4 protein-coding genes are annotated in these 3219 nt (G+C 65.2%); all 4 read right to left on the bottom strand.

Features of this window, described 5'->3' with window-relative positions; all coding sequences use genetic code 11:
- The coding region (locus AC5RWX_RS31695) for a hypothetical protein (protein ID WP_494100154.1) at positions 1-325 on the bottom strand (325 nt) is incomplete at its 3' end.
- Positions 315-1634, bottom strand: coding sequence for a family 1 glycosylhydrolase (locus AC5RWX_RS31690; RefSeq protein ID WP_494100153.1), 1320 nt, complete (start codon positions 1632-1634; stop codon positions 315-317). The genes AC5RWX_RS31690 and AC5RWX_RS31695, both read right to left, overlap by 11 nt.
- A complete protein-coding gene (locus AC5RWX_RS31685; protein WP_494100152.1) occupies positions 1631-1900 on the bottom strand; it encodes a DUF6752 domain-containing protein in 270 nt (89 codons plus the stop codon). The genes AC5RWX_RS31690 and AC5RWX_RS31685 overlap by 4 nt, the downstream gene beginning before the upstream one ends.
- Positions 1897-3219, bottom strand: a 1323-nt coding sequence (locus tag AC5RWX_RS31680; RefSeq protein WP_494100151.1) for a class I SAM-dependent methyltransferase, incomplete at its 5' end; no start/stop codon positions are given. The genes AC5RWX_RS31680 and AC5RWX_RS31685, both read right to left, overlap by 4 nt.

The following is a 3219-nucleotide window of genomic DNA, read 5'->3' as shown; positions in this document are numbered from 1 at the left end:
GGGCCAGCGGGGTATAACGCCAGACCACGCGCTCCCCTGTGGGCGGACCTACCAGTTCGGGCAGCTGCTCGATGTAGTCCGGGAGGACGTCGTCGAAAAAGCCCACGTGGTGGCCCTGCTCCGGGATCTCAAGCCAGGCCCGGTTCAGTCCGTCCACCTGCGTATGGTTCATCCGGTTCGGCCCCGTAAATCCGGGCGACGGCGTCAGCGGTTCCTCCACGTACCAGGTGGAACAGCGGGAGCCGAGGCGGGAAACAAGGTGCTGGGGGCGTTGCCATACCCAGTCCCAGCGGAGATGTGACAAAACGATCAGTTCACTCTGCATTGACTATCCTCAATTCCATTCGGGTCTCCGTGTTGGGCAGGCTGTTTCCCTGATCCGTGTCAGGGGCTTCACTCCAATTCCAGTGGGACATTTGTGATTCGTATCCGCGCAGCCAGGTGGCCACGGGTTCACCAAGCCTGAAGGCCTGCAACTTTTTGGACGGCGTGCCGGCCGCGGCTTTCGCATAGGACTCGGACATTACTGACGGCTGCCGGGCCAGCTCGTCGTCCAGCCAGTACACCCCCACCGGATCGATGTGCCCGTCGCTGCGGTACAGGAGGGTGTTCCAGTCCGTGGAGTCGATCACCGGGAACCAGCAGAGGCCTTCGAGGGGAACGCCCATCTGCCGGGCCCGTTCGCACTGCTCCAGCACGTACTTGAACCAAGTGGCCCGGTCCGACGTGCGTCCGCGGACGTTGGTCTCCGTCAGCAAACACGGCAGCCGGTAGCGGTCCCAGTAGAGGTAGATCTGTTGCGCCAGCGGGAGCGGGTAGGGGGTGGGAGTGGACCCGCCCTGGTCATCGAAGTGCCACTGGCAGTGGGCGTAATAGTCCATGCCCAGCACGTCGATCCGTCCCGGTTCCAGGTCCTGCAGTTCCTCTCCCCCGGCTTCGCGGAGCAGCTCCGCCATGGGGCCGTCGGGGTCGTAGCCCTTGCCGAGGAAGCTGTCCAGCACCAGGAAGCGGCGCTCGTTGGCCATGCTGGCATACGCGCTTCCGCTGGCGCCGGCCCCAGTGTGGTGCTCGCAGGTGTCCACCCACACGTGCTTGGCGCCCGGGAGCAGGTCCGCGTAGGCACGGCTCGCTTCCGCCACGGCCGGCAGCACGTTGAGGATCTGGCGCACGAAATTGTCCAGGCCCTTTTGGTAGGGCGGCCAGATTGCCTCGTGTCCGGTGAGGAACAGGGTTGAGAAGGGCTCGTTGAAGAGGGTGTACTCCTGCACCCACGGGTAGCGCCGGGCGAACTCTTCTGTATACCGCAGGTAGGCGGTGCGGAAGCGGGGGTCCGCGAAGCCACCCTCCATCCACCTGGGATAGCTGGTGTGGTGTACCAGGTCCACGATGGGCCTGAATCCGTTGTCCCGGAGATAGTGCAGCACCTTGTCCGTGTCCTGCCAGTTGAAGACCCCTTCCTCGGCCTCCACCCGGTGCCACCGGACGGGGTACCGCAACCGGCTCACTCCGCACTGGGTCAACAGTTCCAGGTCCTGCTTCCACTGGACATCGTGGGCAGTGGATTCGAAGATGTCCCGGTCGTGCCGGGGAAGGTAGGTGCTTTCGAAGGCGCCGATAATTTCGATTCCGCTCATATGCCCGCCCCCTCCCCCTGCAGGGTTGGATCCTGCACGGCAGGGCGCCCCGAATTGCCGGCCAGGTGCTCGTAGACGAGGTCCAGCAACTCCGCAGCTCTCCTGTTCAGCCGCCGGGACTCGTCCAGGTCCCTGTCCAGCCGGGTTATCTCGGCTCGGAGTTCGGCGATATCCGTTGCGGCTATGGCCAGCCGCAGGTTGACCTCTGCCAGCGGGTCATCCAGGGGCGCGTGCTCGTGGATGGCGTCAATCAGGGGATCATTCATGGCAGGGCCCTCACTTTCACTCTTTGGGTGGGAATGGCGCCATCATCCTGGCGCCCTGGTTGTGGTGGAACCTCTTCTGCTGCCAGCCCCAGCTCTCCGAGGCTGGCTTTCAACTCAGTCGCATCCATGGCCGCATAAAAGCGGCAATCCGGAAAGGCCGCTTCGGACTCGCCCACCTGGACTTCCAGGAAGGCCGCAGCATCTTGGCCCTGGTTCCGCAGAAGGTGCCGGATCAGCCCCAGGGTGTTTTCCCGGCCTTGCCATTCGAGCGAGTTCAGCAGCAGCCGCGCGTACACATGCAGCGGACCCGCACCCTCGTTCACCAGCTTGGCCAGCGGGGCTGTTTCCCTTAGCGAGTTCAGGTTGACCCGGCGGAACTCCAGGGACCCAGGGCCGGCCTGTTGCCCGCGCAGGTGCTCGATGGCCGGGCGGCTGTAGTCAACAGCCACCACATGATGCCCTTGCTCCGCGAAGTGCTTCGCATCTGCGCCGAGACCGCAGCCCAGCTCCAGGATCCGGGACCCCGGGGGCAGCCCGCGGGCCAGTTCCTCCACCCAGGACGACGGCGTACGGCGGACACCGTGCCCGCCCTCACTCCGCAGCAGCCCCCGGTGGTGGTCCTCCCAGTTCTCCCTGTCCCAGTCCAGCCCGCCCAGCCAGGTGTCATAACGGCGGCGGGCCGGCGGTGGCGTGACGAAACGGAATGCAGGATCAGGGGTGTGCCAGCCGGGGCCGTAAATCGCGGCCAGCATCTGCTCCGGTTCAGCGGGTGCCGGCAACTCCCGCCCGTTGATGGTGAGGGTCCGCAGCGGAAAGATGGTCACTGCTTCGCTGTGCTCGCGGGCGTGGAACGTTCCGTGGAACCAGCCCCCCACAGTGAAGTAGGTGAAAATATCCAGGTAGAACCTGTCCGTGCCGTCCGCGCCGGGGAAGAGCAGCTGCAGGTGCCCCGCCGAGTGCCGGACCGTTTCGTAGCCCTGTGCGTGCAGGGCCCGTTCCAGCTCGAAGCCCTCCAGCGCAATGTCCGAGGGGTTCTGGTGGGGGCTGAAATAGGCCAGGTCCACGTCGTCGTCACCGGGCATGACGCGCCCGTCCCGAACCGGCCCCAGGAGCGTGCCGCCGGTGACGAACAACTCCTGCCCGCGGCCCCGCATCAACTCCACGAGCCTGCAGGCCTCATCCAGCGCCTCGTCTATCAGGTAGGCGCGCTGGCCTTCGAAGTTCCGGGCGATCCGCCCCCATTTGTTGATGATCTGGGGCATCCCCGTGCCCGGTTCCACCAGCGAGAACTCGTGCGGTGAATCATCAAAGGTGACTGT

The sequence above is a fragment of the Arthrobacter sp. SPT-J7 genome (assembly GCF_059089965.1).
Note: the sequence above shows the minus strand (reverse complement) of the source record. Positions and strands in the feature narration are given on the sequence as shown.

What these genes read in the sequence shown, in the direction of transcription:
- AC5RWX_RS31690 (WP_494100153.1), bottom strand. Translation starts at nt 1,634, where the DNA reads ATGAGCGGAATCGAAATTATCGGCGCCTTCGAAAGCACCTACCTTCCC.
- AC5RWX_RS31685 (WP_494100152.1), bottom strand. Translation starts at nt 1,900, where the DNA reads ATGAATGATCCCCTGATTGACGCCATCCACGAGCACGCGCCCCTGGAT.